Below are 26,848 nucleotides of genomic sequence, written 5' to 3'. Positions count from 1 at the left end.
CTCTTACAGCAGATAACGGGGATGATCGGCAAACCACTGGGCCAGCACCTGCTTGAACAAGCGGATTTTGCGTGGCACCCGCCGCTGCTGGGCATGCAGCACATGAAGCTGGTGCAGGCCGCTCTGCCAGTCGTCGAGCACGGTCACCAGCTCTCCCGTCGCCAGCAGGGCATCCACCGCCACCAGCGGGCATTTGGCATAGCCCATGCCTGCCCGGGCCAGCTCAATGACGGTGCTGTATTGATTGGCCCGCACCCTGCCCTGCACCAGAATGTGGGTCTCTTCGCCCTTGCGGCTGAAGTGCCACTGCTCCCAGGCCGGATTGCTCCCCATGGGCAGGCAGGATAGCCCCCCCAACTCATAGGGAGTTGCCGGTTTCCCCTCCCTCGCTACCAGCGCAGGACTGGCCACCACCACATCCTTAAGCCGGCCAAGGGGGAGTGCGACCAGATTGTCCGGCACCTCATTGATGGCGCGCAGGGCGATGTCATTCTCCCCCTGGCTCATGTCGACCACCTGATTGGTGAAGTTGAGCTCGACCGCCACCCCGGGACAGAGCGCGGCAAAGCGAGCGATCAGCTCGCTCACCATGCGATCGCCGGTGCTGATCGGGCAGGTGAAGCGCAGTCGTCCGCTATCCTCTTCGGTCAGCGCCTGAATATCCTGCTCCGCCTGCCGTGCCAGCGCGAAGATCTCGCCCGCCTGCAGATAGAGGGTCGACCCAGCCTCGGTCAGACTGAGCCGGCGGGTGGTGCGTTGCAGCAACTGGGCGTTGAGGGAGGACTCCAGCGCGCTGACGTGGCGACTCAGCATCCCCTTGCTGACCCCCAGTGCATCGGCGGCGGCAGAGAAACTGCCCCGCAAAACCACCTCGTAAAAGCTGGCCAGATGGGCGATATCCATCATTAGCTCCAATATGGAAACAATGGGTTTATTTTACGCGCTTTTTCTCTTTTTTTGTTGCACTAGAATCAACACATCCCAACCGAGGAGTGACAGAGATGAAGATTGTGATTGTGGGTGCGTCCGGCACCATAGGTTCTGCCGTCAGCGAATTGCTTGCCAAAGATCATCAGGTGATCCGGGTCGGCCACAGCCAGGGGGATGCCACGGTCGACATGCGCGATCCGGCCTCCATCAAGGCGCTGTTCGCCGGGCTGGGCCAGTTTGATGCGCTGGTAGTGGCCAGCGGCAACGTGGCCTTCAACGCCCTGACCGAGATGACCGACGAGCAGTGGCAGGTGGGACTTCAGAGCAAGCTGATGGGCCAGATCAACCTGACCCGCGCCGCTATCCCCCATCTGAGCGACAAAGGTTCCATCACCCTGATCAGCGGTATCCTGAGCGAAGAACCCATCAACTGGGGGGCGAGTGCAACCACCATCAATGGCGCCGTCGAGCACTTCGTCAAAGCGGCCGCCTGCGAGCTGCCCAGGGGCCTTCGCATCAACGTGGTAAGCCCGACCGTGCTGGCGGAGTCGATGGACAAATACGCCGACTTCTTCCCGGGATTCGTGCCGGTACCCGCCGCCAAGGTGGCGCAGGCTTACAAGAAGTCGGTGCTGGGCATCCAGACCGGCCAGGTGTTCAAGGTCAACGGCTGATCGCCGTGCGCCGGATACAAAAAACGGGCCCCGCAATGGGGCCCGTCTGTTTCTCTGCGTCTCTTCCTCACCATTGGCAAACGTTTGTTTTTTGATGGCAAAAAAGAGTGCAACCCTTAGTCGATCAGACCGTACTGCGCGCGCAGGATATCGATGATCTCCTGCTTCGGGTTGGCCGACAGTTCCAGCTTGTGACCGATGATCTTCTCGGCGATCCCGACGTAGGTGCTGGAGATATCCATCATCACTTCAGTCGGCAGCTTGTTGTCGCGGGCCAGGGCGAAGCGTTCCGGCATGCGGTTCTTGTTGAGCAGGATGTCCGGATCCGGGAAGTGGTTGAGCAGCCACTGACGGAAACCCTCTTTCGACTTCTCGACGATCTGGCCGTCGCGCAGGGCCGCGCCATCCCAGATGCGGGAGCTGTCGGGGGTACCCACTTCATCCATGTAGATGAGCTTTTCGTTGCCGGCGGCATCGTGGACGTAGCCAAACTCGAACTTGGTATCGACGAACACTTGATCCAGCTCGGCCAGCGCGTCGCTGATGACGTTGAAGCCCTCTTTGAGCAGCACTTCGTAGCGGTCGATATCGGCCGGCTTGCTGAAGTTGAAGCCCTGGTAGTGGCGTTCGATATCGGCACGGGAGACGTTGACGTCATCGGCTTCCGGCACGCCATCCAGCCCTTTCAGCACGCCCTTGGTGGAAGGGGTGATGAGGATCTCCGGCAGCTTCTGATCCTTCTTGAGCCCTTCCGGCAGGGTAATGCCGCAGAACTCGCGCTCGCCATCCTTGTAGGCACGCCACATGGAACCAGTGATGTACTGGCGGGCAATCGCCTCGATCATCACCGGACGGGCTTTTTGCACGATCCAGACGAAGGGGTGCGGGATGTCGAGAATGTGGCTGTCGGCCAGCCCCTTCTCCCTGAACAGCTTGAACCAGTGGCTGGAGATGGCGTTGAGCGCCGCTCCTTTGCCCGGTACGCCGTTCAGCCCGTTCACACCTTGCCAGATGCAGTCGAAGGCAGAGATCCTGTCGCTGATCACCATGATGGCGAGCGGCGCATCCGCTGGCACGTCATAACCCTTCTCGCGAATGAGACGGGCGCTGTCTGCGGCGGTCAGCCAGTAGACGCTACGCACTTTACCGGAATGGACAGGCTTATCGGTACGGATCGGCAAATCATCATTCACCGCCAATACTTGGTCTGCAAGACTCATGGCTAATAACACTTCCTGTTTGTGGGGGGTAATAAGAGAGAAGCCGCAAGCTCCGCTCTCGTTGGGGGTAATCAATCCATGCCCTGCGCGCCTGCATCCACATTGAGTGGCTCGCCAGCCGTGCAGAGATAAAAAAACAGGGGCACAAGGCCCCTGTATTTATTCTGATTTTGCTGCCTGTGCAGCCAGTCCTTTGGCAAACGCCTCGGACATGCTGATGTACATCTGGGAGATAACCCCGGACGACACCGGCTTCTTGTCCTTGTCGAACAGGGTGATGGAGGTCTTGCCTCCTGCCATTTCACCCAGCTGGAAGCGGTACTTCTCCTCTTCCAGTTTGAACGGCTCGCTCCCTTTCGCCTTCCAGAACTCGGCAGACGGGGCTTCATACTCGACGTCGATCCAGCCCAGCGACTGCTGGGTATCCTTGATGACGAAGCCGTAGCCCGGCAGCACCTGGTTGAGACGGCGCCATACCTGCTCGAAGGAGCCATCGGAAATCCAGGCGCTCAGCTCGTTGTTGTCCAGACCCAGTTCCAGCCCCATGCCCTCGTTGGACTTGTGCTGTTCGCGGGACTTGAGCTGGCTGTCGTAATAGAGAGAGAACTGGTTGAGCACCCGCACGGCATAACGCTGCGCTTCAGCCGGGCTCAGCTGGGTAGTGGTCTCGCCATCGAAGCTCTCTTCGTGATCCAGTACCCGTACCGACATGTTGACGGCATGGCGCGCAGCATCGTTGCGCACGGTGAACTGATAACGCTGACGGATTTTGAAATCGTCGTCATCTTCACCCCAGCCATCGAGGGCGACCGTGTTGTCAAACCAGCCGGTCTGCAGCACGCCGGCCTGCTGGTCCAGCTTCTCGGTGGTGACCTTGTACTTGGCCAGGAAGTTCATCAGGAACGACCAGGTGTCGCGCTCCACGCTCTGGCTGGTGCTCAGGGCATAGTAGGCGATGGTCGGTTCACTGGCATTCTGTACAACCTGGCTACCCGGCACCACAGTCAGCAGCTGGGCGGGAGGACGCACGTCGATCTTGGCGCCGAGGGCACCGTCACGGCTGCTCTCGGGCAACGGCGGAATATCGAACTGGCTGTTGAAGGCGGGAGCGCTCAATCCTGACGGGATCAGGAATGCACGGCCCTCGAGGCGGGCATCTTCATAACCGAAGTCGCGGTTGGCCATTTTGCGATCCTGGGGCGTGCTGCACGCGGCCAACACAGCGGCGGTCGCAACAGTCAGCACCAGACGGGCACTATTTCCCTTTCCATTTGATTTAAACACTCGCCATCAACTCCGCAGTGGTCAGTGCTCGCGCCATCTGCTGTTCACCCTCGGGAGAGAGTTCAACCAGCGGCAGACGCAAGGTTGCTGTTGCAATCAATCCCAGCTGGGCACAGGCCCATTTCACCGGGGTGGGGCTCGGTTCGCAGAACAGAGTCTTGTGCAACGGCATCAAGAGATTGTTGATATCGTGGGCCAGACCGGCATCACCGGCCAGCGCAGCACGACACATGTCGGCCATCTGGGCCGCTGCAATATTGGTGGTGACCGAAATGACACCATCACCGCCTTGCAGCATAAAATCACAGCCAGTGGCATCGTCGCCACTGTAGAGCGCAAAGTCCGGCCCGCACAGCTCGCGCAGCAGCGGGGTGCGACTCAAATCGCCGGTTGCCTCTTTCAGGCCGATAATACCGGGCACCTTGGCCAGACGGGCCACGGTCTCCGGTTTCAGATCGCAGCAGGTGCGACCGGGCACATTATAAAGAATTTGGGGCAGACCACTAGCCTCGGCGATCGCACAATAGTGGCGATAGAGACCTTCCTGAGTGGGTTTGTTGTAGTAAGGGGTCACCGAGAGACCAGCAACCACGCCGGTTTTGGCCAGACGTTTGCTAAGTTCGATGGCGTGGGCAGTATTGTTGGAGCCACTGCCTGCAATGACAGGAATGCGACCGGCAGCATATTCAACGGTCTTTTCAACGACGGCAATGTGCTCTTGCTCGCTCAGGGTCACCGACTCCCCTGTGGTACCAACCGCGACAATGGCGCTGGTTCCGGCGCTGACATGATACTCGACCAGCTTGGCCAGACTGGCCCAATCGACTTCACCTGAAGCCAGCATAGGGGTAACGAGGGCAACAATACTACCGCGCAACATGGATATTTCTCCCGATTTTCAGGGCCGTAATGGTAAAGCTGCCCCCTTTGAAAAACAAGGGAGAGAGGGGACAAGCCGTGATACCATCGGCCACAAAAAGCAATAAATGAGAGTCGGGGGAGCACCTCGCGGCGGGTCATCAACAGCCCGAAAATCGGCAAATCCTGTGCGGCTTTCAAGATACATAACGGACGAGAGAAGATTTATGACTCACTATCTGGTCGTAACGGCCATCGGCACGGACAGGCCTGGCATCGTCAATGAAGTGACCCGTCACGTCAGTAGCTGTGGTTGCAACATTGTGGACAGCCGTCTTGGCATCTTCGGCAATGAATTCACCTTTATCATGCTGCTCTCGGGCGACTGGAACAGCATGATGCAACTCGAGATCAGCCTCCCCCTGCGCAGCCAGGAGTGGGATCTCATCACCATGATGAAGCGCACCGAGCGCCACCAGTCGCTCCAGTATGACGTGAGCGCCAGCGTCGGGATCCTGATCCGTGACGAGCCGGGCATCGTAAGCCAGTGCACCCAGTTCTTCAGCGAACATGGCTGGAACATTCAGGCGATGCAATCCATGACCCTGGAACAGCAGCCATTCAATCTGCTCAAGATGAGTTTCCAGCTCAATCTGGCCAAAGAGGGAGAGGTTGAACGGTCGCAGACCGCCTTCGCCGGATTCTGTCGTGAACTGGGCGCAGAATCGTTCGAGTTTATCGTCAATCGCAAACACGCCTGAGCACTCACTCAAGGAGAACCCATGCAACCATTACAAGCTGGCAGCCCCGCCCCCGACTTCACTTTGCCCGACCAGAACGGCAATCCGCTGCAACTCTCCTCCCTGCGCGGCAAAAAAGTGCTGGTCTACTTCTATCCCAAGGCGATGACCCCCGGCTGCACCACCCAGGCCTGCAGCTTGCGCGATGTCAACGCCGAGCTGGCCGCCCTCAATGTGGTGGTGCTCGGTATCAGCCCGGATCCGGCCAAGCGCCTGAAAAAGTTCGAAGAGCGCGATCAGCTCAACTTCACCCTGCTGGCCGATGAGGATCACGCCGTCGCCGATGCCTTTGGCGTCTGGGGTCCGAAAAAGTTCATGGGCAAGGAGTATGACGGTATTCACCGCCAGAGCTTCCTGATCGATGAAGAGGGCAAGATTGCCCACCACTTCGACAAGTTCAAGACCAGCGATCACCATCAGGTGGTGCTGGATTTCCTCAAGGGGTAACCCTCCCCTGCATTATTGAAAGGCCTGCCACGCAGGCCTTTTTGTGCAGGCAAGCCATCCCTTGCCTGACGATTTTTCTCACCAACTCCCCCGCCCAGATCAAAAAATTCATTTTATATATGGGTTAACGTGACCCCAGAATCATCTTCCAGCGAGATATCCCATGAACATGAGCAACACAGAGCGTTTGATCCTGAGCAACCAGTACGAAATTCTGGCGAAACTCAATCCGGAGAAAGCGGACTTCTACCAGCGTGCCAGCACCATCATCGAGCGCGGCTACTGCCTGCAGATCCTCGAGCTGGAGAAGAGCTTCGGCCATCTGGATCTGGCGACCTGCCAGGAGGTGATCGATACCCTGGAGCTGCACCACGCGCTGGCCATCTCATGGGGTAATCTTGATGCGGCCGATCAGGGCGAGATCAACGCCAGCCGGCTGGAGTTCAACGGCTACAGCCGCAGTCAGGAGCGGGAGCTGGCCGACTATGTCTGCTTCCTGCTGGAAGTGGACAAGCGCTTCCCCGAGCTCAAGTGCCCGTGCGACGAGCTCTCCAGCGACATCGCCATGCGCGATAAATACCAGCGGATGCTGCAGGTGTGGCGTCAGTGCCCCCGTCAGTACAAGCTCTCCATCCAGGAGATCCGCAAAGTGCTGGCAGCCTGATGGCAGGCAACCAGACAACAAAAAAGGCGCCACTGGCGCCTTTTTTACGTTTGAATCGGGTTATTCGTAGAGAAACGATTTGTCCAGCTGCTGGAAGGCGGCCTTGAGGGTATCAGCCAGCTCTTCATAGCGGGGCTGGGAGACCAGCTGACGGCGGCCGCCCTGCTCGTTCATCTTGCCGTTGATCTCCCGATACCAGCTCGCCAGCGACGGGGGCAACCGGGTGTCGGCCCGCTGACCGAGCCAGTAGTAACCCTGCAGCGGAAGACTGAGCAGAAACAGTACGGAAGTGATGACGGAAGGCCAGTAGTGCAGCTCCCCAAACTGGAACTGCAGCATTACGCTCAGCACCGCCAGCGCCGGAATCACCTTGAGAGCGAATTCGGTCGCCTTGATCACCCGATTTTCAGGAAACATCGAATTGAGCTCGGGACGGCGCGGCCAAAGCGTCATATAATGGCGGCCTTGCTGTAACTTAGTTCCAAAAATGTTCATGCTCATACTACCTCCGAGCGCTTTTTGAACGTACTAACGGCAAAACCTCGACAAAATTTGATGCAAAGTAACAAAGGTTGAGGATGACTTTGTTATTTTTCAACAATCGGGTTATCCTTTGTACGCCCATTTTTGCGTCAAAAGCATCTTGCTATTGACCTGTCAGGGACGTCTGGATTTCGGGTCTTGTATCACTATACAAGGGGCAAGCAACAGATTGCCAACCCTCATAAGGATAAGTTGAAAGTTTTTGGACGTCCGGCGTCCAACGCATCCGCCTACACAACCCAATCTGCGATAGGATTTATTCATGAGTAAGCTGGTTCTTGTTCTTAACTGTGGCAGCTCTTCCCTGAAGTTTGCTGTCATTGACGCAACCACCGGTGATGACCTGCTGTCCGGCCTGGCCGAGTGCTTCAACCTCGACGACGCCCGCATCAAGTGGAAACTGAATGGCGAGAAAGGCAGTGCCGATCTGGGCGCTGGTGCCGCTCACCAGGAAGCGCTGGACTTCATCGTCAACAAGATCCTGCCGCTCAATCCGGAACTGTCCAAGAACCTGATCGCCATCGGTCACCGTGTTGTTCACGGCGGTGAGCGCTTCACCTCTTCCGTCGTTATCTGTGACGACGTGATCGCCGGCATCGAAGCCGCCGTTCCGTACGCGCCGCTGCACAACCCGGCTCACCTGATCGGTATCCGTGAAGCCCGCCGCGTATTCCCGGCGCTGGCTGACAAGAACGTGGCCGTATTCGATACCGCGTTCCACCAGTCCATGCCGGAAGAAGCCTTCCTGTACGCTCTGCCGTACAAGCTCTACAAAGAGAACGGCATCCGTCGCTACGGCGCTCACGGCACCAGCCACTACTACATCAGTCTGGAAGCTGCCAAGCAGCTGAACAAGCCGGTTGAAGAGCTGAACATCATCAACTGCCACCTGGGCAACGGCGGCTCCGTCTGCGCCATCAAGAACGGCAAATCTGTTGATACTTCAATGGGCCTGACTCCGCTGGAAGGTCTGGTGATGGGTACCCGTTCCGGTGATCTGGACCCGGCCATCATCTTCTTCCTGCACGACAAGCTGGGCATGAGCGTGGCCGATATCAACACCATGCTGACCAAAGAGTCCGGCCTGCAGGGTCTGACCGAAGTGACCTCCGACTGCCGTTTTGTTGAAGACAACTACGACAGCAAAGAAGAAGCCAAGCGTGCCATGGACGTTTACTGCTATCGCCTGGCCAAGTACATCGGCGCCTATGCTGCCGCCATGGACGGTCGTCTGGACGCCGTTGTTTTTACCGGTGGTATCGGTGAAAACTCCGCCCCGATCCGTGAAATCACCCTGAACAAGCTGGGCCTGCTGGGCTTTGACGTCGATCACGACGCCAACCTGAAGGCTCGTTTCGGCAAGGGTGGCGAGATCACCAAGGCTGGTTCTACCAAGGCTCTGGTAATCCCGACCAACGAAGAGTGGGTTATCGCCCACGACGCGCTGGAACTGGTCGGCGCTTAATTGACGCAGTAACTCGAGGCCGCCCACCAGGGCGGCCTTTTCCTGATCCCAAAAAATGAACAAGGGGTATAAAGTGGCACGCACTATTATGCTTATCCCGGTCGGCACTGGTGTCGGCGTAACTTCCGTAAGCCTTGGCGTTGTTCGCGCCATGGAGCGTCACGGTGTCAATGTCAGCTTCTTCAAACCGGTTGCCCAGCCGCGTCCGGGTGAAACCGGTGCCGAGCGCTCAACCGCCGTTATCCGCGCAGCTGCCAACATCAATCCGCCCGAGCCCTTCACCCTCTCCTACGCCGAGAACATGATCAGCTCCAGCAACACCGATATCCTGCTGGAAGAGATCGTTGCCCGTTTCGAAGAGCACGTAAAATCCAGCGGTGCCGAAGTGCTGGTTGTCGAAGGTATGGTGCCGACCGACAAGCAGCCCTTTGCCAACAAGCTGAACTACGACGTTGCCAAGGCGCTGGATGCCGACATGGTATTCGTGACCCACCCGGGCCATGACTCCAGCCAGAAGCTGAAAGAGCGCATCGAACTGGCCTGCTCCAACTTCGGTGGTGTCAACAACCCCCGCATCGTTGGTTGCGTTATCAACAAGGTTGGCGCGCCGGTTGACGAGCATGGCGTAACCCGCCCTGACCTGACCGAGATGTTCGAAGCCCATCACCACGCTTCCGACGCTGCCCACAACCTGGAAGTGCTGCAAGTGTTTGGCAAGAGCCCGCTGCGCATCCTGGGTTGCATCCCCTGGAACACCCAGCTGATCGCCCCGCGCGCCAAGGATCTCGCCAAGCATCTGGCCGCCAAGATCCTGCACAAGGGTGAGCTGGACAGCCGTCGCCTGCAGACCGTGACCTTCTGTGCCCGCTCCATCCACAACATGGTCGAGCACTTCCGTCCGGGCAGCCTGCTGGTCACCTCTGGCGATCGCTCTGACGTCATCGTCTCTGCCTGCCTCTCCGCCATGAACGGCGTCAAGCTGGGCGCCCTGCTGCTGACCGGTAACTATCATCCGGAGCCGCAGGTAATGGCGCTGTGCCAACAGGCCATGGCCACCGGCCTGCCGATCATGATGACCGGTACCAACACCTGGCAGACCGCCGTCAGCCTGCAGAACTTCAACGTCGATATTCCGGAAGATGACCGCGAGCGTATCGAACTGGTACAGGACTACGTCGCTGGCCACATCGACAAACACTGGATCGAGTCGCTGACCATCAGCTCTACCCGTTCCCGTCGTCTGAGCCCGCCGGCATTCCGTTATCAGCTGACCGAGCTGGCCCGTCAGGCCAACAAACGTGTCGTGCTGCCGGAAGGCGACGAGCCGCGCACCATCAAGGCTGCCGCCATCTGTGCCGAGCGTGGCATTGCCCGTCCGGTGCTGCTGGGCAACCCGGAAGAGATCCGTCGCGTTGCCGAGCAGCAGGGTGTTGTTCTGACCGATCGCGTCGAAATCATCGATCCGGCCGTTGTGCGCGAGCGCTATGTGCCGCGTCTGGTCGAGCTGCGCAAGAACAAGGGCATGACCGAAGTGGTTGCCCGCGAGCAGCTGGAAGACAACGTGGTACTGGGTACCATGATGCTGGAGCGCAATGAAGTTGACGGCTTGGTATCCGGCGCGGTGCACACCACTGCCAACACCATCCGTCCGCCGATGCAGATCATCAAGACCGCTCCGGGCTCTTCCCTGATCTCCTCCATCTTCTTCATGCTGCTGCCTGACCAGGTTCTGGTCTACGGTGACTGCGCGATCAACCCGGATCCGACTGCCGAGCAGCTGGCCGAGATCGCCATCCAGTCCGCCGACTCCGCTGCCGCATTCGGCATCGAGCCGCGCGTCGCCATGATCTCCTACTCCACCGGTACCTCTGGCGCCGGTGCCGATGTAGAGAAAGTGCGTGAAGCGACCGAGCTGGCCAAGGCCAAGCGCCCCGACCTCATCATCGACGGCCCGCTGCAGTACGACGCGGCCATCATGGAGAACGTGGCCAAGTCCAAGGCGCCGAACTCACCGGTTGCCGGTAAAGCTACCGTGTTCGTCTTCCCTGACCTGAACACCGGTAACACCACTTACAAAGCGGTGCAGCGTTCCGCTGACCTGGTCTCCATCGGCCCGATGCTGCAAGGCATGCGCAAGCCGGTCAACGACCTCTCCCGTGGCGCCCTGGTTGACGACATCGTCTACACCATCGCCCTGACCGGTATCCAGGCTGCCCAGGCTGACGAACAAGCCTAATCAGCTTTAGTCTGAAAAAACCGATCACAAAGGCTGCTCACCCAAGGTGAGCAGCCTTTTTTGTTGGGAATTTTTCTGAAGGCAGCATAACCAGTCGAAGATTCAGGAGCAGACAGATAAAAGTATGAGAGCACGATGAGCGCTACGCTCCCTGTCACACAATACTTTCCATTTTGTATGTACTAATAAAAGTCTTTATATATCTTGTCGTTAGTCGAAAACTGCCATCTCTTATAGCAAAGCAAGCCGCACTCAATACCTGTAAAAAATGACAGCCGTCACACCTTCCAAATCTGGTTAATCATCCATACGAATCCCCCACCACAAGGAAGTGTGAAATGCGTAAAAACAGCTTGTCCATCATCATGTTGCTGTCCGCCCTGCCATTGTTCACCCAGCCCTCACTGGCGGCAGACAAGGTCGCACCGAAGCAGGCCACCACGGTTGCCGCCAAGCAGGAGAGCGGCAAAGTGGATATCAATACGGCAACCCTTGCCGAGCTCACCAACCTCAAGGGAATTGGTGACAAGAAGGCACAAGCCATCGTCGACTATCGCGAAAAACAGGGGAAATTTACCTCAGTTGATCAACTGGTTGATGTAAACGGCATCGGCCCGGCCACGCTGGAAGCCAACCGTGACATGATCATCGTCAAATAACGTCCGAGCACTGCATATGCAAATGGGGCAGCCTGTGGCTGCCCCATTTTTCTTCGGGTATCATGGGCCCACTTTGTATCTCTGGATATCTCTCCATGAAAAAGACACCTCTCGTTGTTCGCAAGGCCGTGCTCCCGGTAGCCGGTCTGGGTACCCGCATGCTTCCCGCCACCAAGGCCATTCCGAAAGAGATGCTGCCGGTGGTCGACAAACCGCTGATCCAGTACGTTGTGCGCGAAGCGATCGCCGCCGGTATCAAAGAGATCGTGCTGGTCACCCACTCCAGTAAGAACTCCATCGAAAACCACTTCGACAAGAGTTTCGAACTGGAAGCGACCCTCGAGAAGCGGGTCAAGCGTCAGCTGCTGGAAGAGGTGCAACAAATCTGCCCGAAAGACGTCACCATCATGCACGTCCGTCAGGGTGAGGCGAAAGGTCTGGGCCACGCAGTGCTCTGCGCCCGCCCGCTGATCGGTGACAACCCGTTTGCCGTGCTGCTGCCGGATGTGCTGATCGACGACGTTGCCAGCGACTTGAAAAAAGACAACCTGGCCGAAATGGTGCACATGTTTGAAGAAGACCAGATCAGCCAGATCATGGTGGAAGCTGTGCCCGAGAGTGAAGTGGACAAGTACGGCATCGCCGACATCAAGGGGGAAGCACTGACCGAAGGGATGTCCCTGCCGATGCAGGCGATCGTCGAAAAACCACCACGCGATGAAGCCCCCTCCAATCTGGCGGTAGTGGGCCGTTATGTGCTCTCTTCCAATATCTGGCCGCTGCTGGAAAAAACCCCTGCCGGTGCCGGTGACGAGATCCAGCTGACCGATGCCATCGCCATGCTGATGGAGCAGGAGCAGGTCAACGCCTACTTCATGAAGGGCAAGAGCCACGACTGCGGCAGCAAGATCGGTTATATGAAAGCGAATGTGGAGTATGCCGTGCGTCACCGCGAGCTGAACGGCGAATTCATCGGCTGGCTGAAGCAGTTCGTCAAGCAGTTGTAATAGCTGAAAATTCCGTTTTTCATAGTGGTATTCAAGGAGCATCAAATGATGCTCCTTTTTCATTTGCGCAACAAAAAATCAATCAAGAATAAATAAATCCTCAGCAAATCATAATGTTGTAATTTATTCACACATGCTCTATAAGGATTGAGGCGTGTTTCTCGCCCTTGCATAAAAAACTCAAAAAAATATAAGACACAGGTGGAAGTTCCAATGAATAACCCGTCAAAAGGGACCTTTTTAGGTCACCCTAAAGGGCTTTTTTTGCTCTTTAGTACCGAACTCTGGGAGAGATTCTCCTATTACGGCATGCGTGCCGTACTGGTGCTCTATCTGACCGACCTGACTGCCAATGGCGGTCTGGGCTGGAGTCAGGCAGACGCCCTCAAACTCTACGGTATCTATACCGGTCTGGTTTACATCACTCCGCTGATCGGCGGCTGGCTGGCTGACACCTTCCTGGGTCAACGCCGTGCCATCCTGATCGGTGCCGTGCTGATGGCCGCAGGCCAATTCACTCTGGCTCTGCCCCATGCAATGTTCCCGGATATGGTCAACAGCGTCTTCTATACCGGTCTGGCTCTGCTGATCGTGGGTAACGGTCTGTTCAAGCCGAACATCTCCACCATGGTAGGCGACCTCTATGCAGAGGGTGACCACCGTCGTGACGGTGCCTTCACCATCTTCTACATGGGTATCAACCTGGGCTCCCTGCTGGCAGGTGTGATCTGTGGTGCTGCCGCGACCGCCTACGGCTGGCAAGCAGCCTTCGTCGGCGCCGGTATCGGTATGCTGCTCTCTCTGGTGATCCAGGCGACTCTGGCCCAGCGTTTCCTCGGCGACATCGGCCGTGTGACTGCCGCCCAGCGTGCCGCCGCTCTGCGTACTACCGAGCAGAAAGCGCCGCTGACCAAGCAGGAAGTGGATCGCATCAAGGTCATTCTGGTGCTGGGCCTGTTCACCATCATCTTCTGGGCTGGTTTCGAACAGGCCGGCGGTCTGATGAACCTCTATACCCAGGAGTACACCGACCGCATGATCGGCTCTTTTGAAGTGCCGACTGCCTGGTTCCAGTCCCTGAACCCCTTCTTCATCATCACTCTGGCGCCGGTCGTTGCGGCCATCTGGATCAAGCTCGGCAAGAAAGAGCCGAACTCTCCGGTGAAATTCGCCATGGGTCTGCTGTTCCTGGCCGTTGGTTTCCTGTTCATGGTCGGTGCAGTGCTGCAGCAGGGTGGTGACAACACCGTCAAGACCTCCATGTTCTGGCTGGTTGGCGCGTACCTGTTCCACACCCTGGGCGAGCTCTGCCTCTCCCCGATCGGTCTCTCCATGGTGACCAAGCTGGCTCCGCTGCGTCTGGCCTCCCTGATGATGGGTGCCTGGTTCGGCTTCGTGGCACTGGCCAACTACGCAGCGGGCTTTATCGGCTCCTTCGTGGGTGAAGCCGGCCCCATCGCCATCTTCGGCGGTATCGCTCTGGCTGCCGTGATCAGTGCCGTGATCCTGCTGACCATGGCCAACCGTCTGGTCTACTGGATGCACGGTGCCGAAGGCCCGGCAAAATCCACTGACCATCAGGATGAAAAACTGCAGTCCGCTACTGCATAAGCAAGTTGGACAAGCAGACATAAGAGAGGGCGCCGATGGGCGCCCTCTCTTTTTATCTGACCGATATTCAACTATGGCGCCATGGCCATCAGTGGTAACGCACCTGAACATGAAGGGCGCTGCCGCTATCGCTGCAAAACTGCAGGTCAAAGGGCTCGTGCCAGCTTCGCTTGTGCAGGGCATAGTGGCTGCTGCGCATCAAGCCAAGGGGCAAGCCACCCGAGCGCATCAGCCAGCGGGGAGAGGTGAGCCCAGCATTGGCAAACACCAGCCCATCCTCCTGATCAAACAGCAGTGCCGCCATGGCAAAAGAGCTGCGCAGCCCCGACTCCATCAACTGATGATTGAGGTAGTCGAGCAACCGGTGTGGCTGACTTAACAGCTGACTCTCTTTGCGCTGGAACTGGCGATAAGGAACATTCATCAACGAGCGCACCAGCGCCCCGCAGAAGGCGGCATCCGTCCCCATGATGGGCAACTCCATCACCAATACCAGTAACTTGTCCCCCACCTTGAAGGTGTCGGGAATAAAGAGCTGGCCCAGCCCCTTGAACGTAATCTGCCAGGGGCCCCACTCCTGCAATCCCGGCGGTTTCAGCCCGGCCAGCAAACGGCTGGCGGCCCGATCGTGGGCACTGAAGTACTCCATATGATCCATCAGCTCCAGCTGCTGACTGCGTGTCCCCTGACTCTTGAGGCACTGCTCTATGCTGCGCTCGACCAGCGCGTAATCTTCCAGCGGCTTGAGCAGGTAATCGCGCGCACCGGCGCGCAGGGCACCAGCCACGGCCTCCATGGTGCTCTGGGCCGAGATGACGATAACCGGGATATCGGGGTAGCGAGCAGAGAGGCAGGCGATCACTTCGTGACCATCCATATTGGGCATATTGAGATCGCAGAGCACCACATCGGGATGGTAGAGAGCTGCGGCCGACAGGCCCTCAATCCCGTCTTCGGCCTGAAAAACCGTTGCCCCGTCCCGTGCGAGGTAACTCACTAGCGAGTGGCGAAAAACGGCTTCGTCCTCCACCACCAGGATCCGTAGCCCGGCTCTTAACATCTTGATAAAGCTCTTATTAGTCAATTGGTTATTTAGGTATTAAGACTAGTTCAAAAGTGAGGTATCCGCGGAAACGATGCGTCAAAAATAGACCTTGGTCAGGTTCTGAACGACAGATTGCTCTATTAACAACCACATAGCAGCACAACCTCTCCCCACAATGTCGCTACCTCCATGCGAATTGTGCAAGCCCCTGCCATAGGGGATAATGGCCGCCACACAAGCGCATAAAGAAGACCATGACTCCAGCCGAATACAGTGCCCTCGCCCACCCCAGATTGTCCCATCCGGCCCGCAGTCTCTATACCCTGCAGCTGCGCAGACTGGTGCTGGAAAATCAGCTGGCCCGGCTCAACTATCCCGAGCTGGGTCGTGCACTGGCGGTGGTCGACCCTGGTGATCCATGCGGCTTCTCGTTTCAGGTCAATGCCCGCCAGCTCACCGAGCTCTTCGATGAACTGATGGAGGCGGGCCTGCTGCAGGTCGAGGCTCAGCCCGAGAGTGAGCACTACCATCAGTGCCCTTTTCAGTTGCCGCTGCTGACCCAGAAATTGCGCAGCCCGCTGCCGGAGCGACCCTTCCAGATGCATCTGCAATGGCGCCCGGACGAAGAGCTGCCCGCCCTCGCCCGTCTGTGCGGGGTGATCGATGCCAGCTATAGCGAAGAGGATCTGGGAGAATTTATCGCCTACTGGCTGGGGCGCCCCGAGGTATTCGACTCCCAGCATCAATGGATGCTCAAGTTTATTCGCGCCCTCAAGACCCGCCGCTATACCCGTCGCAAGCCGATGGAGGTGCAGGGCTATCAGCAGGTGACGCCGGCCCCGGCAGAGTCGGGTCCCAGCAAACGGGCCCAACAGATGATTGAAGAGGCAAAGCGGCTGGCAGAGAGCCAGCAGATGCCTGCCCAGACACCGGATAATGATTGATACCATCTGCCTGCTGCAGGCAGAATCAGACCCCTGTCCCATCCCTGATCAAGCAGAAGGAGCATTCCATGACTGACCCGCAAGATCCCCTGCGCCAGGAGCTGGAAGAGATCGAAGCCAAGCGCCAGAAGATCGCCAAGGCCAAGCAGGACCACCGTGTTCACGACCCGGAATTGAGCCGCCATGTGGGTAGCCTGCTGGAGCGCATTCGTCGCCTGCAGCAAGAGACCGGCGGCGGCCAGTATGACTACGAGACCCTGCGCAAGGAGTATGACGCCAAGGCCAACGCCGAGGTGCGCGAGCTGCAGAAGGCGGCCCGTCAGGAGCGGATCCAGAAGCTGATCGCCCAGGCCGACCTCAACCCAGACTGGGTGTTCGACAAGATGGATGCCACAGATCCGGCGCTGCAATATCCCATCGAGACCGCCCGTTACTTTATCAGCGGTTTCGAGCACTGGGAGAAGAGCGGTGGCGGCTGCATGCTCATCTACGGCGACTACGGCACCGGCAAGTCAACGCTGGCGGGGGCGGTTGCGCACGAGCTGATCGAGCGTCACCAAAAATCGGTGATCTTCCAGCAGTGGGCCTCCATCGTCGATCGCCTCTTCTTCAACGTGATCCCCGATCAGGACGAGCGCAACCAGTACCGCCGTGCGCTGGAAGAGGTGGATCTGCTGATCATCGACGAGGTATCGGCCAACCGCGCCAAGATGGCGGAGAGTCAGTCCAGTTTCCTCGGCCACCTGCTGCGCCGCCGTCGCAACCTGTCAAAAAGCGTCATCATCATTACCAACCACACGCCCCAGACCCTGCATCAGGCGATCGGTGATTTCAGCTATGAGGCGATCAAGGCATTCAATCCGGTGGATATCCACCTGAGCGGCCCCAGCCGTCGCCCCAGCATCGGCAACTACAACGGCTGATCCCCTCTCAGCGGGTGCGAATCGCTGGCAGCTCGCACCCGCGCCTCTCTGCTGGCTCACAAATAGAAACAACTCTCATTTACAGCGAGCGAACAAGCCACTAGGCTAACCCCTTTTGCCAAGGGAGCTCAGCTATGCCAACCACACTGATTTTCGGAGCCAGCCGCGGGCTGGGCCGCGCCTTTACTCACCACGCTCTCGCTGAGGGTCATCGGGTGATTGCGCTGGTGCGCAGCCCTGAGATGGCTACGGAACTGGAGGCGCTGGGAGTTGAGGTGATCGAGGGGGATGCGCTGGATCCGGCTGCGGTGCTGCAGGCGTGTGCCCGGGCGGGACAAGATGCTCAGGTTGTCTCCACCCTCGGCAGCTTCCGTCAGGCCGCGCCGGTGGACTATCAGGGCAACCGTCATGTGATCGATGCCATGGAGCAGGCAGGCCTGAAACGGCTGCTGCTGGTCACCTCTCTCGGCTGTGGCGACAGCTGGCAATATTTGCCGCAGCGGGCCCGCGCCGCCTTCGGCCACGAGGTGCGCCTCAAGAGTCTGGCGGAGAGCTGGCTGCAGACCAGCTCCCTCGCGTGGACCATTCTGCGCCCGGCGGGCCTGCAGGATGGCGACGCCACCGGCCGCGCCGAACTCAGTCAGGACAAGGAGGTGCACGGACTGGTGCGCCGCGCAGATGTGGCCGCCCAAGGGCTGCGCCTGCTGGCGGATGAGACGGCGGTAGGACAGATCTACGCCATCGGAGATCCCACGCTCCAGCGCGGCTAAAGCAGCAGTAAAACCGCTTACCCCCACCACATACCAAAACGGTCAGCCCAAGGGCTGACCGTTTCCGCTATACCGCACACGCTATCTCACGCGCGCTTGCTCCATCCCGCTTAACTGGCGCTCGTTTCACTCTGAGCGACTGATGAGCCAGCAACCGGCAGCAACCGCTGCCGCCAACGCAGCAGCAGGCAGGCCAGCGCGCCGTAGAGCAGCGCCAGTCCCCACAACTGCCACCAGTAGCGGGCAACCTGGGCGAAGTCGGCCCCCATCTGGTTGAGGCGCAGAAAACCCTCGATCGCCGGGATAGTGGGCACCCACTGAGCCAGCCAGTTGAGGGGGGCCGGGATCAGCTCGAGCGGCCAAATAAAGCCCGCCAGAAAAACCAGCGGCAGGGAGGAGATCAGCACCACCTGAGTGGGCAGATCCCGCCGGGTAAATATCGCGCCGAGCACCACGCCAAACCAGCAGGTCGCCAGCAGGAATGGCAGGGCGAACAGCCAAAGCTGCACAGGGTCAGCATGGCGAGCGATATTGTAGTGATCGAAGCAGAAGCCGAGGAAGTAGCTCACCGGCAGCAGGAACAACCCCGCCAGCACCAGAGTTCTGGCCAGCAGCAGCGGCAACACCGGCGCGCTTTGCCAGTAACCATGCTCGCCGCGACAGCTGCGCTGGTTCTGGGTCGCCCCCAGGATCCCCGCCCCCATCAGCAACACCTGATGGAGGATCAGCACGAACACCGCCGGCACCACGTAGTTGACGTAGCCCATAGTGGGGTTGAACACCGGCACCACGTTGAGGGCCACCGCATTCCAGCCCATCGCCGCTTGTGGCAGCGCCTCGCCGTGGCTCAACAGCCGCGCCACCTTCACCTGCGCGGCGAGTGTGCCGCCGGCCTGCGCCAGCCCCTCGGCAATGGTACCGTAGACCAGAAAGTAGGAGGCATCACCGGCATAACTCAGGGTGACGCTCTTACCCAGCATCAGATCCCGATAGAAGTGGTTGGGGATATGCAGGATCCCGCTCGCCTTCCCGGCCATCATCAGCTGCCGCGCTTCATCCAGCGAATTGGCCCGCGCTACCAGCTTCACCTGTGGCGTAGCATCGGCCATAAATTCCAGCTGGCGCGATAGCTGACTGCCATCTTCGTTGACCACCACCACCGCCTCTTCCCGCGGCAACTGATGCAGATAGGGTTGGGGGTAGAGGAAGGAGTAGAAGAACACCCCGCCAAACAGGGTGAGCATGATGGCGCGATCCGCCAGCAAGGTGCGCAACTCGAGGCGCAACAGATCGACAAATCCCAGCATCACTCAGGCTCCTTTTCGGCGACTGCCACTGCGGCTGATTGACGGGCCAGCTCGGCCTGCTGCTTGTAACGACGAACCACCAGCAGCAAGGGGAGCAGAAACAGCAGCAAGGCCCCCAGTTGCGGCAGCGCCGATGCGAGGGGCAGACCGTAGTTGCTCTGACCAATCTGTAGCTCCACATAGTGAGAGACCGGCAACAGGCTGCGCCAGAAGCGGGCAAAATCCCCCATGGCGCTCACCGGAAAGGTGACCCCCATAAAGGCAAAGCCGGGCGCAGTGTAAGCCCCCGCCAGCGACAGGGCGCGGGCCGGATCCCGGATGATGCCGTAAAAGAAGGCCCCCATGGTGACGCAGGCGGCCGAGGCGAGCCCCAGCCCCACCAGCAATACCAGCCAGCTACCGTGCATGGGGTAGGAGAAGCCCTTGAACAGCAGCAGCGTCCAGACAATCCCCCAGCCCCAGCCAATCAGCACGTGGGGCAGCAGGGTGCGCCAGAGACCAAACCAGACACCGCGAGTGGTCCAGTCCAGCCCCAGCCGATCGGTACGGGCCAGCGCATTGAGGCCGAACAGCACCACCAGGATCTGCCACACCGCAGGCAGAATGGCGCTCAGCAGAAACTGGGCGTAGCTGGAGTTGAGGTTGTAGAGCGCAGTGACCTGACTGCTGATGGGCACCGACTGTCCAATCGCACCGGGCAGCGCCTTGCCGTCAGCCATCGCCTCCAGCACGCCCACCTGACCGTTAAGAGTGCCTACCACCTGCGCCAGCGCAGAGTTGACCAGCTTGGCGATGAGGATGAACTGGCCGTTGTTGAACACTGTCACCTGCGGCTGGGTGCCCTGACGGGCATCCCGCTCCAGATGGTTGGGGATCACCACTAGCGCATAGATGTCGCCACCGCGCAGGGCGTGCGCCCCGGCATCGATGGAGTCAAACTGTTGCGCGACCTTGAGCCCGGCCGAGCCATCCAGCGAGAAGGCGAGCTGGCGCGAGAGCATGCTGTGGTCGAGATCCACCAGCCCCACCTTGAGGTCGCGGGCCAGCCCTGCCGAGAAGATCCAGCAGAGGATCCCCATCAACAGCAGCGGCACCCAGCTCATCAGGGCACGACTGAACGGATCCTGCCACAGCAGCCGAAATTCACGTCCCATCAGAGTTCAACCAGCACACTCATGCCAACCCGCAGCCCCTCAACCGGTTGCAGCGGGCGAGCCTCCACCTGGAAGCTCTTCATGTCGAAGCCCTGACGGGTATCGGTGGCACGCCAGGTGGCGAAATCCCCCATCACGGCCACATGGGTCACCTTGAAGCGCACGATCTGATCGCCAAGGCCCGGGATGCGGGCATCGAACTCGGTACCGACCGGGAAGCGGGGCAGCAGATCTTCGCGCACGTGGAACTGGGCCCAGGCATCGCTCATGTCGAGCAGGGTCACTACGGGGAAGCCTTGCGGCGCCAGCTCGCCGCTGCGCAGCAGCACCTGACTAACCTCACCGGTGTGGGGGCTGACGATACGGGTATCGGCCAGATAGGCCTCAACCTCGGCCACCGAACCAGCCGCCATCTTGGCCTTCTCGCGAGCAGCGATCTTGGTCTCTTCCCGCGCCCCCTCAAGAGCCATCTGGTACTGTTGCCATGCCATCCCTTCGCTGTAGCGGGCGGCTTGCCAGGCGGTCCAGGCCTCATCGCGTTTTTGCAGCGGCATCACGCCGTCGCGGTGCAGGCTGGCCACCCGCTCATAGGTCTTGCCACGCAGGGCTGCAGCGGCCTTGGCTTTTTGCCACTGATCCTTGGCCGCAGCGATCTGCTGGGCTCGGGCTCCTTTCTCCGCCTCTTGCGCCAGCGCACCCGCAGCCGCTTCACCCGCCTTGGCCTGGCTCAGCTTGGCTTCAATCTCGGGGCTCGCCAGAGTAAAGACCAGCTGGTCTTTGGTCAGCTGATCACCCTTTTTCACCAGCACTTCGTCGATACGCCCCGGCACCTTGGAGGAGACCGAATACTGCTGTGCTTCAATTTGCCCTTGCAGATGCACCGGCTCCGGCTGATAGGCGAGCCAGAAGCGCCAGCCCAGCCAGACCACCAGGATCACCAGCACCAGCGGCAACAACAGCGGTTTACCCTGGCTCATCTTCTTTTTGATGGGGGGATGGCTCATCACTTCACCTCGACAAACGGGCGACCCTTGGCGGTCGAAACAGAGATAGAAAAAGGCACGGACTGAAGTGCGATCATGAGTTCACCTCGGTCACCTGACCGTGCTGATATTGATTGAAACTGTTCATCTGGCCGGAGAGCGCCAGCAGGCGGGCCAGCGACACCACATATTGATAAGCCGCCGCCGCGCGCTGGGTCTTGACCCCTGCCAGCTGGTTCTGGGCATCCACCACATCGAGTGACGTGGAGAGCCCCTGCCCGAAGGCCTTGTCCCGCAGCAGCACGTTCTCCTCGGCCAGCGCCTGGGTGGAAGAGAGGGATTGATACTCCTCCAGCCCCTGCGCCGCTTCACGCCAGGTCTTTTCCACCAGCAGCTTCAGATCCTCACGGGTCTTGGCCTGCAGCAGATTGACCTGCAGCTCGGCACTCTTGGCGGCCTGCACCGTCTCGGAGCGGCCATCGCGGCTCACCAGCGGCATGCTGACGCCCACCCCCACCAGCCAGTCCGGCGCGGTCTTGGAAGCTATCGAATCATCTTCATAGAGGTTGTAGTTACCGAACAGGAACACCTCGGGGGCATATTTGCCCTGCTCGACCCGGATCATCCCCTTGGCCTGCTCTTTCTTGGCACTGAGCAATTTGAGGCCGGGGTGAACTTCCAGGGTCTGTTGCACCAGCCCATCGAGACGCGGCAGCTCACTGTTGACGAACAGGCCGCTGCCCGGCTGGGCATCTGGCAACTTCAGCATGCGGCCAAGGGCCAGTTCGGCGATCTCGAGACTGCGGCGCGCCTTCTGGGTATCGATGCGGGCGCGGTCATAGGCCGACTGGGCGGAGAGGCGCTCCACCTTGGCAATCTGCCCCTGCGCTTCGAGCTTCCTCGCGTGATCCAGATGGCGGGCCAGCCCGTCCTCAATATCCTGCTTGGTCTGTACCACCTGACCTGCCAGCACCACACCGAAATAGGCCTGGGAGAGGCTCTCGAAAGTGGACTGCTCCTTGAGCACCAGCAGCTGTTGCGCCTCGCTCACCTGTGCCTGGCGAATGTCCTGCGCCGCATCGATGCGACCGCCGGTAAAGAGTGGCCAGAGCATCTTGACCGAACTGGTCACGACATTCTGCTTGGTGAGAGGTGTAACGAAGTCGTCATGTGAGAGTTGGGGAAGTGGTACCGGAAATTGGCCCAGTATGCCCTGCAGCGCCTTGATCATCTCCGGATGGTTGGCGATGGGGTTGAGATCCATCATGTCGAGTTCCATCGGCTGATCGAGGTGGGTATAGCTGGCGCCCACATCTACCTTGGGCAGATACATGGATTTGGCAGCCTCGCGCAGCTGCTTGGCGCGATCGACCCCTGCTTGTTCGGCGGCCAGCCCCTCATCCTGCTGGATGACCCGGGTCCAGGCCTCGCTGAAACTGATGGTCTGTGCCTGCGCCGACCCCAGCACGGCACCCAGCAGACACGGCCAGAGTGATGTAATGAACCTTGACGTCATAGATCCCCAATCCGCATTGTTGCAAAAATGTTTGGAGCTTTTGCTCGCATAAGCCCGCCATCATAACGCAAACGAGGCCGACAAGTGGACAGACAATTATGCAAGGGGCTGGCCCGAATGGTACAGCACTCCCTGACGGTCAATCTGGCCGTTTTTCAATAACTCCAGAATTTGCAAGCCTTGGCGCGACGTTTTTTTCAGAAAAAAATGGCTGACGCTCAAATACTAACCTTTTCTCCTGCCTAAAAAATGCGTAATATACGCCGCCCTAAGCCGATGGTAACCGTGGAATGCAGATAGGTCCCCACACGCTTGAAACTCCCTTGATCGTGGCTCCCATGGCCGGTGTAACTGACCGACCATTCCGTGAACTTTGTTTGCGACTGGGGGCCGGCATGGCCGTTTCCGAGATGCTGCTGGCCAACCCGGATGTCTGGGATACCCAGAAAACCCGGATGAGGATGGATCACTCTGCAGAAGGCGGTTTGCGATCGGTCCAGATTGCCGGAGCCGACCCCGAGATGATGGCGTTTGCTGCCCGCTACAACGTGGAGCAGGGCGCACAGATCGTCGACATCAACATGGGATGTCCGGCAAAAAAAGTGAATAAGAAGCTGGCAGGTTCAGCCCTGCTGCGATACCCCGATCAGGTCAAAGCAATTTGCCGGGCCGTGGTGGATGCAGTGGAGGTGCCTGTCACCTTGAAGATCCGCACAGGATGGGATCCGGATAACCGCAATGGCGTGGAGATCGCCCGAATCGCCGAAGATTGCGGTATCGCGGCCCTCGCCGTGCATGGTCGTACCCGTGCCTGCCTCTACAAGGGCGAAGCGGAGTACGACACTATCAGGGCGATTAAGCAGGCCGTATCGATTCCTGTTGTCGCCAATGGCGACATCAACAGCCCGGAAAAGGCCCGGTATGTCCTCGACTATACCGGCGTCGACGCCGTGATGATCGGCCGCGCTGCGCAAGGACGACCCTGGATTTTCCGGGAAATCCGTCATTTTCTTGAGACGGGCACCAAGCTGCCGCCTCCCGAAAGGGAAGAGGTTCGCACCCTGATGAACGAGCATGTAACCAACCTGCACCAGTTTTATGGTGCATATCTGGGAGCGCGCATAGCCCGTAAACACGTGGGCTGGTATCTGGATGAAGAAGAGACGGGCCGAGAATTCCGTAAGCACTTCAATGCCCTGGATTGTGCAGACGCACAACTTGAGGCACTCGAAGCGTATTTCGATGGATTAGGTTAACGCATAACTAAAGAGCCGACCGAATATGTTCGAACAAACCCTGACTTCTGATGCATTGGTAACAACTACTCACAATCACGCTGCCGAGCCGACCCAGCGCCCCCTGCGTGACTCTGTGCAACAGGCCCTGCGTAACTACCTGGCCCAGTTGAACGGTCAGGAAGTGATTGATCTGTACGATATGGTTCTTTCCGAAGTCGAAGCGCCGATGCTGGACGTGATCATGCAGTACACCCGCGGTAACCAGACTCGCGCCGCCGTGATGATGGGCATCAACCGTGGTACCCTGCGCAAGAAGCTCAAGCGTTACGGCATGAACTAAGCCATAACAGCTAAGCTATTGAAAATAAAGGCACCATCATTTTATTGATAGTGCCTTTTTCGTTTTGAACCCACATTTGAACCCACACCTACAAGACTAGTTATCATTGTCGACGACTCAACTCGGACTAGCCTGATGAACAGCGTTGACCACATAACTGTACCTATCCTCCCCATGTTGCCTAATGCAAGAGAGGGCCATTGGCCCTCTCTTGCTATCTATGTTGTTGGTCAGTGCAAACAGCACTGCTTGTACTTCTAGCCGCAGCCAAAGGGACACGGCTCGTTGCGGCCAATCTTGATGGGTACCACCACTGGTGTTCGCTACGTTGTGCCAGAAAGTGGGCATGCCGGATGTTTTGGCGTTACCTTTTCATTAGCAAGTATCAAGGCAGTAGCGGTAATCCTAACTCCTTAAGAAATTCGTTATGCCGCTGTGTAGCCTGTCTAACCTGTTGGTCCAGTGCTACAAGATCTGCATGCACAGCTGCCAAATCGATCTCTTCCTCGGGCTGCGCGGTGCTCACATAGCGTGAGATATTCAGGTTGAAATCGTTCTTCTCGATCTCGTCCATGCTCACGCATCGCGAATAGCGCGCTTCTTCCTTGCGGTGCTGGTAAGTGTCGATGATCTTACCGATGTGTTCTTCCGTCAGCTGATTCTGTCGCTTGCCCCTCTCGAAATACTCTGCGGCATTGATAAAGAGCACATCGTCAGGCTTCTTGCATTTTTTCAGCACCAGAATGCAGACTGGAATGCCAGTCGAGTAGAACAAATTCGCCGGTAACCCAATTACCGTATCGATATGGCCATCCTGTAGCAGTTTGCGGCGAATACGTTCTTCAGCACCACCACGAAATAGTACGCCGTGTGGCAAAATGATGGCCATCACACCGTCATCTTTCAGATAGTGCAAGCCATGTAGCAGGAAGGCAAAATCCGCTGCACTTTTCGGTGCCACGCCATGGTTTTTGAAGCGCATGTCTTGGCTGATGGTGTCTGTGGGATCCCAACGGTAGCTAAATGGTGGGTTTGCGACCACAGCATCAAACTGCGGCTTTTTCGCAGGGTTAGTTTCGCGCAAATAGTCCCAAGAGTTGGTCAGCGTATCACCGTGATAGATCTCGAATTCGGTGTCTTTTACCCCGTGCAGCAGCATGTTCATGCGCGCCAGGTTATAGGTGGTGACGTTGTACTCCTGCCCATAGATCTTACCGATGCTCCCCCCGGACTCTTGCATCCGATGGCGGATGTTGAGCAGCAACGAGCCTGAACCGCAAGCGAAATCGAGCACGTTTTCCAACTTATTGCGAGCCCCCTCCTTCGGCTCCTGGCTGTCAAGTGTCACGATGGCTGATAGAATGTTCGAGACTTGCTGCGGCGTATAGAACTCACCCGCTTTCTTGCCCGATCCGGCGGCAAACTGCCCAATCAGATACTCATACGCATCACCCAAGGTGTCGGTCGCAGTAGAGAACTGCGACATACCTTTTGCCAACTCAGCGATGATTGCGCATAGCTTTGCATTACGCTCTCCGTAGCTGCGTCCCAATTTATCAGAGGCTAAATTGATCTCCGAAAACAGCCCCTGAAAGCTGCTTTGGAACGACTTTTCCTCAATGTATTTAAAGCCTTTCTGCAGCGTGTCGAGCAACAAGCCATGCTCGCTCTTCGCCAAGCGGACTATGTTGGCCCACAGGTAATCGGGTTCGATAACGTAATGCACTTTGCGACGCATCTGCTGCTCGAACTCATCCACATCAGCCTTATTTTCGTCATACCAGCGGGCAAGTGGTGGGCGAGCAGGGATCTTAAGCTCTTCCAGTTCCTCATCCGGCTCACTCTGCGGATAATCAACGCCCAGCTCCTTCTTCGCCGCTTGCTCGTAGTTGTCCGAGAGGTAGCGCAGGAACAGGAAAGAGAGCATGTAGTCTCGGAAATCGTCCGGGTTCATCGCTCCACGCAGTTGGTCGGCAATGGCCCAAAGGGTTTTGCCCAGTTGCTTTTGATCGTGTTCAGTCATGGTTTTAGCAGCTTCTTAAAGGTGGTTTCCAGCTCCGGTAGTTTGGTATCGCCCTGCGTATCCGTAAAACGACCCTCTTGTTCTTTACGGCTCTGGTCATGATCTAAGTTGCGAGCCTTGGTGGCACGTTCCGTTTGTGTATGACTCACTTTATCCACATGGGTGGGCAGTGAAAAGCCGTCGCTGCAGTTGGTCTGCTCCACAGTC

General features: G+C 58.3%; 26 protein-coding genes. 14 read left to right on the top strand and 12 right to left on the bottom strand.

Features of this window, described 5'->3' with window-relative positions; genetic code table 11:
- Positions 1 to 3: 3 nt before the first annotated feature.
- Positions 4 to 903: a LysR family transcriptional regulator gene (locus I6L40_RS06430; RefSeq protein ID WP_071914422.1), complete on the bottom strand. Its 900-nt coding sequence runs from the start codon at positions 901 to 903 to the stop codon at positions 4 to 6.
- Positions 904 to 1,001: 98 nt separating this feature from the next.
- Between I6L40_RS06430 and I6L40_RS06425 the strand changes: the two genes are divergently transcribed.
- Complete coding sequence (locus tag I6L40_RS06425) at positions 1,002 to 1,604, top strand: short chain dehydrogenase (RefSeq protein WP_208737000.1); 603 nt, start codon at positions 1,002 to 1,004, stop codon at positions 1,602 to 1,604.
- Positions 1,605 to 1,720: 116 nt separating this feature from the next.
- On the opposite strand, the gene I6L40_RS06420 is transcribed toward I6L40_RS06425, so the two are convergent.
- The 3 genes from I6L40_RS06420 to dapA all read right to left on the bottom strand — a co-directional run bounded on the left by I6L40_RS06420 (position 1,721) and on the right by dapA (position 4,988).
- A complete protein-coding gene (locus tag I6L40_RS06420; RefSeq protein ID WP_216995164.1) occupies positions 1,721 to 2,824 on the bottom strand; it encodes a phosphoribosylaminoimidazolesuccinocarboxamide synthase in 1,104 nt (367 codons plus the stop codon).
- Positions 2,825 to 2,983: 159 nt separating this feature from the next.
- Entirely contained in the window at positions 2,984 to 4,108 is a 1,125-nt protein-coding gene (bamC, locus tag I6L40_RS06415) for an outer membrane protein assembly factor BamC (RefSeq protein WP_216995163.1), read from the bottom strand.
- Positions 4,101 to 4,988 carry a 4-hydroxy-tetrahydrodipicolinate synthase gene (dapA, locus tag I6L40_RS06410; RefSeq protein ID WP_041210403.1) on the bottom strand — a complete coding sequence of 296 codons (888 nt, stop codon included), beginning with the start codon at positions 4,986 to 4,988 and terminating at the stop codon, positions 4,101 to 4,103. Before dapA ends, bamC begins: the two co-directional genes overlap by 8 nt.
- A gap of 205 nt (positions 4,989 to 5,193) precedes the next feature.
- Here dapA and I6L40_RS06405 point away from each other — a divergent pair, with 205 nt between their 5' ends.
- The 3 genes from I6L40_RS06405 to I6L40_RS06395 all read left to right on the top strand — a co-directional run bounded on the left by I6L40_RS06405 (position 5,194) and on the right by I6L40_RS06395 (position 6,877).
- Complete coding sequence (locus tag I6L40_RS06405; protein ID WP_041210402.1) at positions 5,194 to 5,727, top strand: glycine cleavage system protein R; 534 nt, start codon at positions 5,194 to 5,196, stop codon at positions 5,725 to 5,727.
- Between the two features lie 21 nt (positions 5,728 to 5,748).
- Entirely contained in the window at positions 5,749 to 6,213 is a 465-nt protein-coding gene (bcp, locus tag I6L40_RS06400) for a thioredoxin-dependent thiol peroxidase (protein ID WP_042031799.1), read from the top strand.
- Positions 6,214 to 6,376: 163 nt separating this feature from the next.
- Entirely contained in the window at positions 6,377 to 6,877 is a 501-nt protein-coding gene (locus I6L40_RS06395) for a YfbU family protein (protein WP_043851808.1), read from the top strand.
- A 60-nt stretch (positions 6,878 to 6,937) separates the two neighbouring features.
- Here I6L40_RS06395 and yfbV read toward each other — a convergent pair whose 3' ends face one another.
- Entirely contained in the window at positions 6,938 to 7,378 is a 441-nt protein-coding gene (gene yfbV, locus I6L40_RS06390) for a terminus macrodomain insulation protein YfbV (protein ID WP_005339116.1), read from the bottom strand.
- Between the two features lie 304 nt (positions 7,379 to 7,682).
- Between yfbV and I6L40_RS06385 the strand changes: the two genes are divergently transcribed.
- From I6L40_RS06385 to I6L40_RS06365, 5 genes are all read left to right on the top strand, one after another.
- Positions 7,683 to 8,885, top strand: coding sequence for an acetate kinase (locus I6L40_RS06385; protein ID WP_005339118.1), 1,203 nt, complete (start codon positions 7,683 to 7,685; stop codon positions 8,883 to 8,885).
- 55 nt (positions 8,886 to 8,940) lie between these two features.
- Complete coding sequence (pta, locus tag I6L40_RS06380; protein WP_041210398.1) at positions 8,941 to 11,121, top strand: phosphate acetyltransferase; 2,181 nt, start codon at positions 8,941 to 8,943, stop codon at positions 11,119 to 11,121.
- A 338-nt stretch (positions 11,122 to 11,459) separates the two neighbouring features.
- Positions 11,460 to 11,780: a helix-hairpin-helix domain-containing protein gene (locus I6L40_RS06375; protein WP_033114923.1), complete on the top strand. Its 321-nt coding sequence runs from the start codon at positions 11,460 to 11,462 to the stop codon at positions 11,778 to 11,780.
- 95 nt (positions 11,781 to 11,875) lie between these two features.
- On the top strand, positions 11,876 to 12,787 hold the full coding sequence (gene galU / locus I6L40_RS06370; RefSeq protein WP_041210396.1) for a UTP--glucose-1-phosphate uridylyltransferase GalU: 912 nt from the start codon (positions 11,876 to 11,878) through the stop codon (positions 12,785 to 12,787).
- A gap of 213 nt (positions 12,788 to 13,000) precedes the next feature.
- Positions 13,001 to 14,398, top strand: coding sequence for a peptide MFS transporter (locus tag I6L40_RS06365; protein WP_042031806.1), 1,398 nt, complete (start codon positions 13,001 to 13,003; stop codon positions 14,396 to 14,398).
- Between the two features lie 88 nt (positions 14,399 to 14,486).
- Here the strand turns inward: I6L40_RS06365 and I6L40_RS06360 are convergent, their stop codons facing one another.
- Positions 14,487 to 15,458, bottom strand: coding sequence for a response regulator (locus I6L40_RS06360; protein ID WP_071914412.1), 972 nt, complete (start codon positions 15,456 to 15,458; stop codon positions 14,487 to 14,489).
- Positions 15,459 to 15,697: 239 nt separating this feature from the next.
- Here I6L40_RS06360 and I6L40_RS06355 point away from each other — a divergent pair, with 239 nt between their 5' ends.
- The 3 genes from I6L40_RS06355 (at position 15,698) to I6L40_RS06345 (ending at position 18,080) form a co-directional block, all read left to right on the top strand.
- On the top strand, positions 15,698 to 16,387 hold the full coding sequence (locus tag I6L40_RS06355; protein ID WP_043851814.1) for a DnaT-like ssDNA-binding domain-containing protein: 690 nt from the start codon (positions 15,698 to 15,700) through the stop codon (positions 16,385 to 16,387).
- Between the two features lie 68 nt (positions 16,388 to 16,455).
- Positions 16,456 to 17,310, top strand: coding sequence for a DnaA/Hda family protein (locus tag I6L40_RS06350; RefSeq protein WP_071914410.1), 855 nt, complete (start codon positions 16,456 to 16,458; stop codon positions 17,308 to 17,310).
- Between the two features lie 134 nt (positions 17,311 to 17,444).
- Positions 17,445 to 18,080, top strand: coding sequence for an SDR family oxidoreductase (locus tag I6L40_RS06345; protein WP_071914407.1), 636 nt, complete (start codon positions 17,445 to 17,447; stop codon positions 18,078 to 18,080).
- Between the two features lie 110 nt (positions 18,081 to 18,190).
- Here the strand turns inward: I6L40_RS06345 and I6L40_RS06340 are convergent, their stop codons facing one another.
- The 4 genes from I6L40_RS06340 to I6L40_RS06325 all read right to left on the bottom strand — a co-directional run bounded on the left by I6L40_RS06340 (position 18,191) and on the right by I6L40_RS06325 (position 23,040).
- Positions 18,191 to 19,387: an ABC transporter permease gene (locus I6L40_RS06340; RefSeq protein WP_071914405.1), complete on the bottom strand. Its 1,197-nt coding sequence runs from the start codon at positions 19,385 to 19,387 to the stop codon at positions 18,191 to 18,193.
- Positions 19,387 to 20,541, bottom strand: a complete 1,155-nt coding sequence (locus tag I6L40_RS06335; RefSeq protein ID WP_041210389.1) for an ABC transporter permease — start codon at positions 20,539 to 20,541, stop codon at positions 19,387 to 19,389. Before I6L40_RS06335 ends, I6L40_RS06340 begins: the two co-directional genes overlap by 1 nt.
- A complete protein-coding gene (locus I6L40_RS06330; protein ID WP_071914403.1) occupies positions 20,541 to 21,545 on the bottom strand; it encodes an HlyD family secretion protein in 1,005 nt (334 codons plus the stop codon). Before I6L40_RS06330 ends, I6L40_RS06335 begins: the two co-directional genes overlap by 1 nt.
- A gap of 73 nt (positions 21,546 to 21,618) precedes the next feature.
- Positions 21,619 to 23,040 carry a TolC family protein gene (locus tag I6L40_RS06325; protein WP_071914401.1) on the bottom strand — a complete coding sequence of 474 codons (1,422 nt, stop codon included), beginning with the start codon at positions 23,038 to 23,040 and terminating at the stop codon, positions 21,619 to 21,621.
- Positions 23,041 to 23,330: 290 nt separating this feature from the next.
- Here I6L40_RS06325 and dusB point away from each other — a divergent pair, with 290 nt between their 5' ends.
- On the top strand, positions 23,331 to 24,296 hold the full coding sequence (dusB, locus tag I6L40_RS06320) for a tRNA dihydrouridine synthase DusB (RefSeq protein ID WP_033114933.1): 966 nt from the start codon (positions 23,331 to 23,333) through the stop codon (positions 24,294 to 24,296).
- A gap of 25 nt (positions 24,297 to 24,321) precedes the next feature.
- The gene (fis, locus tag I6L40_RS06315) at positions 24,322 to 24,618 is read left to right on the top strand and encodes a DNA-binding transcriptional regulator Fis (protein ID WP_005309538.1); all 297 of its coding nucleotides are present in this window, start codon (positions 24,322 to 24,324) and stop codon (positions 24,616 to 24,618) included.
- A gap of 385 nt (positions 24,619 to 25,003) precedes the next feature.
- Here fis and I6L40_RS06310 read toward each other — a convergent pair whose 3' ends face one another.
- Both I6L40_RS06310 and I6L40_RS06305 read right to left on the bottom strand, forming a co-directional pair.
- Positions 25,004 to 26,641 carry a type I restriction-modification system subunit M gene (locus I6L40_RS06310; protein ID WP_216995162.1) on the bottom strand — a complete coding sequence of 546 codons (1,638 nt, stop codon included), beginning with the start codon at positions 26,639 to 26,641 and terminating at the stop codon, positions 25,004 to 25,006.
- The gene (locus I6L40_RS06305) at positions 26,638 to 26,844 is read right to left on the bottom strand and encodes a hypothetical protein (protein WP_216995161.1); all 207 of its coding nucleotides are present in this window, start codon (positions 26,842 to 26,844) and stop codon (positions 26,638 to 26,640) included. Before I6L40_RS06305 ends, I6L40_RS06310 begins: the two co-directional genes overlap by 4 nt.
- Positions 26,845 to 26,848 lie beyond the last annotated feature (4 nt).

Source organism: Aeromonas sp. FDAARGOS 1410, from assembly GCF_019048745.1.
Classification (GTDB): domain Bacteria; phylum Pseudomonadota; class Gammaproteobacteria; order Enterobacterales; family Aeromonadaceae; genus Aeromonas; species Aeromonas jandaei.
The sequence above is the reverse complement of the archived record's forward strand: the minus strand, read 5'-3'. Positions and strand labels throughout refer to the sequence as shown.

Bases quoted from the DNA above. Each gene is read 5' to 3' on its own strand.
- I6L40_RS06430 (WP_071914422.1), bottom strand. From the start codon at position 903: ATGGATATCGCCCATCTGGCCAGCTTTTACGAGGTGGTTTTGCGGGGC.
- I6L40_RS06425 (WP_208737000.1), top strand. From the start codon at position 1,002: ATGAAGATTGTGATTGTGGGTGCGTCCGGCACCATAGGTTCTGCCGTC.
- I6L40_RS06420 (WP_216995164.1), bottom strand. From the start codon at position 2,824: ATGAGTCTTGCAGACCAAGTATTGGCGGTGAATGATGATTTGCCGATC.
- dapA (WP_041210403.1), bottom strand. From the start codon at position 4,988: ATGTTGCGCGGTAGTATTGTTGCCCTCGTTACCCCTATGCTGGCTTCA.
- I6L40_RS06405 (WP_041210402.1), top strand. From the start codon at position 5,194: ATGACTCACTATCTGGTCGTAACGGCCATCGGCACGGACAGGCCTGGC.
- bcp (WP_042031799.1), top strand. From the start codon at position 5,749: ATGCAACCATTACAAGCTGGCAGCCCCGCCCCCGACTTCACTTTGCCC.
- I6L40_RS06395 (WP_043851808.1), top strand. From the start codon at position 6,377: ATGAACATGAGCAACACAGAGCGTTTGATCCTGAGCAACCAGTACGAA.
- yfbV (WP_005339116.1), bottom strand. From the start codon at position 7,378: ATGAGCATGAACATTTTTGGAACTAAGTTACAGCAAGGCCGCCATTAT.
- I6L40_RS06385 (WP_005339118.1), top strand. From the start codon at position 7,683: ATGAGTAAGCTGGTTCTTGTTCTTAACTGTGGCAGCTCTTCCCTGAAG.
- pta (WP_041210398.1), top strand. From the start codon at position 8,941: ATGAACAAGGGGTATAAAGTGGCACGCACTATTATGCTTATCCCGGTC.
- I6L40_RS06375 (WP_033114923.1), top strand. From the start codon at position 11,460: ATGCGTAAAAACAGCTTGTCCATCATCATGTTGCTGTCCGCCCTGCCA.
- galU (WP_041210396.1), top strand. From the start codon at position 11,876: ATGAAAAAGACACCTCTCGTTGTTCGCAAGGCCGTGCTCCCGGTAGCC.
- I6L40_RS06365 (WP_042031806.1), top strand. From the start codon at position 13,001: ATGAATAACCCGTCAAAAGGGACCTTTTTAGGTCACCCTAAAGGGCTT.
- I6L40_RS06360 (WP_071914412.1), bottom strand. From the start codon at position 15,458: ATGTTAAGAGCCGGGCTACGGATCCTGGTGGTGGAGGACGAAGCCGTT.
- I6L40_RS06355 (WP_043851814.1), top strand. From the start codon at position 15,698: ATGACTCCAGCCGAATACAGTGCCCTCGCCCACCCCAGATTGTCCCAT.
- I6L40_RS06350 (WP_071914410.1), top strand. From the start codon at position 16,456: ATGACTGACCCGCAAGATCCCCTGCGCCAGGAGCTGGAAGAGATCGAA.
- I6L40_RS06345 (WP_071914407.1), top strand. From the start codon at position 17,445: ATGCCAACCACACTGATTTTCGGAGCCAGCCGCGGGCTGGGCCGCGCC.
- I6L40_RS06340 (WP_071914405.1), bottom strand. From the start codon at position 19,387: ATGCTGGGATTTGTCGATCTGTTGCGCCTCGAGTTGCGCACCTTGCTG.
- I6L40_RS06335 (WP_041210389.1), bottom strand. From the start codon at position 20,541: ATGGGACGTGAATTTCGGCTGCTGTGGCAGGATCCGTTCAGTCGTGCC.
- I6L40_RS06330 (WP_071914403.1), bottom strand. From the start codon at position 21,545: ATGAGCCATCCCCCCATCAAAAAGAAGATGAGCCAGGGTAAACCGCTG.
- I6L40_RS06325 (WP_071914401.1), bottom strand. From the start codon at position 23,040: ATGACGTCAAGGTTCATTACATCACTCTGGCCGTGTCTGCTGGGTGCC.
- dusB (WP_033114933.1), top strand. From the start codon at position 23,331: ATGCAGATAGGTCCCCACACGCTTGAAACTCCCTTGATCGTGGCTCCC.
- fis (WP_005309538.1), top strand. From the start codon at position 24,322: ATGTTCGAACAAACCCTGACTTCTGATGCATTGGTAACAACTACTCAC.
- I6L40_RS06310 (WP_216995162.1), bottom strand. From the start codon at position 26,641: ATGACTGAACACGATCAAAAGCAACTGGGCAAAACCCTTTGGGCCATT.